The organism is Pseudomonas viridiflava, assembly GCF_003702045.1.
In the GTDB taxonomy this organism is placed as follows: Bacteria; Pseudomonadota; Gammaproteobacteria; order Pseudomonadales; family Pseudomonadaceae; genus Aquipseudomonas; species Aquipseudomonas viridiflava_C.
Window position 1 is genome coordinate 1 of sequence record NZ_RBTP01000008.1, and the last position, 2,786, is coordinate 2,786.

The following is a 2,786-nucleotide window of genomic DNA, read 5'->3' on the forward strand; positions in this document are numbered from 1 at the left end:
CTCTGCCAACATCAACACCCGTAGCATGATGGGTGATAGTGAACTGAATATTTGTCATGAACATGCGGACACGACACAACAGTTGAGGCGCAGGTTGTGGGGGCTGCATACGAATGGATTTGGCGCGCAGGATGAGCCTCAGGATGCTTTTAAGTCATGGGGTGAGGTAATTAAAAGAAACAAAGATTTTAGAAATAGCAAGCTTAAGCCAGATGCCTCTATAGTGGAGTTTCACTATGGAGAAGCCAACTACAAGGACCTTGACTAATGCGTTTAAGTCTTCTGCTTTCCAGCGTGCTATTAATTGCCTGCGGCAACGCAGATGCCATCTCCTTGCGAACAAAGGATAATCAGTTGGACAATTTGAAAGACATAAATTCTAAGCTGGAATTTACCTGTGTACATGAAAAACTCCCGACAGCCTCTACCGAGGCAGATGTTCTTTTTCAATACGCCCGTTGGCTGCAGAAGAATAACCAGCTCAAGCAGGACAAGGCTGTTGACGTCGAGATCGAACGACTTTACCGCATCGCGTCCGAGAACAACCATTACAAGGCTAACGTAAATCTGCAGAACGGTACGATGCGAGGACAATTTGAGCTAAGCGGTGAAGAAGTCCTGCGACTGAGTCAGCAATTGATCGATGCAAAGGTGGCGACAGGATATTACCTAATCGCAACTTACTTGGAGCGTGGTGTTGCTGGATTACAGCAGAATCCGGAAATGGCTTTGCGTTATTATCGCAAAGCTGCAGATGAAGGGAGTGCGCAGGCACAAAATTATGTGGCCGAAAAACTGGCGCCCATTGATGTTGCACCTGATATTGCGCGCCAAATGCGGAGCTGTGCCGCCGCACAAGGTCACGGTGACGCAGCTGTTGCATTGGGTATTAATTTATCAACAGCTAAACAATATAAAGCTGCTATTGAAGCGTTTCAAGTTGGAGTTGCAGCAGGAGATGAAATTGCTGCGTCTTTTATGAACAAAGGCTTTCGAGGTCCCAAGCCTGATAATCGAATGTACTATTTAGGACAAGACGAAGACTTGGAGCGTGCAGAACGATATAAACTGATTAGCAACATACTGGGTGACTGGTCCTACGCCAACCCCACCGTCCCCGAAATTAACGACATCGTTCCATTGCCTCCCGCCAAACTTCCCGCCTGGAACGGCAAGCTGAAATGGGTCGAGGAACGCAAGGCCAACGTGCAGCCACCAAAACCAACCGAAGCCCTGATCGAGCAACTGGCCAAAGCCAAGCTCCTCGATCCGAAGACTGGCAAGCCGTTGCCGGAGTCGCCGCTGTACGAGAAAGACTGATACGTTTGCCTCGCCAGACTGTCAGGCCTGCCCTCATGTTGGCTAATGGCGGGAAGCGTTTATTCACCAATGGAACCGTGTGATGCGTTTGATTGCTCTACTGTCCGGCCTGTTGCTCGCAGCTTGCACCCATGCAGGCCCTCATGGGCTGGACCGTATTGCTGAGGTTGATGCCAAGCTGGCGTTTACCTGTGTGCATGAAAAAATTCCGGCTGCCTCAGCCGATACAGACGTTCTTTTTCAATATGCGCGGTGGTTGCAGAAGAACAATCAGCTCAAGCAGGATCATATTGTTGATACCGAGATCGAACGGCTTTACCGCATTGCGGCCGAGAATCAGCACTATAAGGCAAATATCAATTTGCAAAACGGTACAGCGCGAGGGCAGTTTAATCTAAGCGGTGAAGAGGTCCTGCGGTTTAGTCAGCAATTGATCGATGCAAATGTGGCGACTGGACACTACCTAATTGCCACTTATTTGCAGCGGGGCGTTGCCGGCCTACAGCAGGACCCGGAAATGGCCTTACGTTACTATCGAAAAGCGGCTGATGAAGGTAACGCCCAAGCTCAAACCTATGTAGCTGAAAAGCTATTTCCTATAAGCATCGCACCAGATATTGCTCGTCAAATGCGCCGCTGCGCAGCAGAACAAGGCAGCGGAAAGGCAGCGTTAGCCTTAGGTATTGACCAAAAAAATGACGGGCATTATCAAAATGCTCTTGAATCCCTCCAGCTTGGTGTAGCAGCAGGTAGCACAAGCGCTGCTTCCTTCTTAACTAATGGCTTTCGTGGACCACAACCAGATGATCGTATGTATTACATGGATCAAAAGCAGGATCTTCAACGCGCCGAACGTTACGGTCAAATTCTCAAGTTGTTAAGTGGCTGGTCCTATGCCAACCCCGCCGTCCCCGAAATCAACGAAATCGTTCCATTGCCACCCGCCAAACTTCCCGCCTGGGACGGCAAGCTGAAATGGATCGAGGAACGCAAAGCCAACGTCCCGCCACCAAAACCGACCGAAGCCTTGATCGAACAACTGGCCAAAGCCAAGCTCCTCGACCCGAAAACTGGCAAGCCGTTGCCAGAGTCGCCGCTGTACGAGAAAAACTAATCAGACACGTCAGCGACCTAGATCCTGACTCAAGGTTTGCATGCGCCATTGGTCAACAGCGCATGCAAAACCTGCTCAGCCAACGGTTGTAGACCTTCCACACTCACGGCGTAGGAGCGGATTTGTCCGCGATAAAGGATGATCAGACGCTACCCAGTCCACTGTCCGCAAATGCCCTCCGATGCCACGAGCGCAGCAGGCAAAGCTTCCTGCAAACTTTCCGGGCCGGCCCTGTATGGCGTGCACAAGAACTTTGCCATTGCCTGGAACAAGGAAACCGGCGAGAACCTGCTCATGGCGCGTAACGCCTTCGCGCCCCCTACACACCTCAAGTTCATCCCCGGCAGCCCGC

Annotated in this window: 2 protein-coding genes and 1 pseudogene; all 3 read left to right on the plus strand. The window is 50.8% G+C overall.

Annotated features, from left to right (window positions below):
* Positions 1–268: pseudogene (locus ALP40_RS25650) on the plus strand (phospholipase); the annotation flags it as partial.
* Entirely contained in the window at positions 268–1,320 is a 1,053-nt protein-coding gene (locus ALP40_RS01375; protein WP_122206525.1) for a sel1 repeat family protein, read from the plus strand. The pseudogene ALP40_RS25650 and the gene ALP40_RS01375, both read left to right, overlap by 1 nt.
* 82 nt (positions 1,321–1,402) lie before the next feature.
* Positions 1,403–2,434, plus strand: coding sequence for a sel1 repeat family protein (locus ALP40_RS01380; RefSeq protein WP_122206526.1), 1,032 nt, complete (start codon positions 1,403–1,405; stop codon positions 2,432–2,434).
* The last annotated feature ends 352 nt before the right edge of the window (positions 2,435–2,786 follow it).

Excerpts from the sequence above, each read along its gene's own strand:
- ALP40_RS01380 (WP_122206526.1), top strand. The coding sequence starts at position 1,403 with ATGCGTTTGATTGCTCTACTGTCCGGCCTGTTGCTCGCAGCTTGCACC.
- ALP40_RS01375 (WP_122206525.1), top strand. The coding sequence starts at position 268 with ATGCGTTTAAGTCTTCTGCTTTCCAGCGTGCTATTAATTGCCTGCGGC.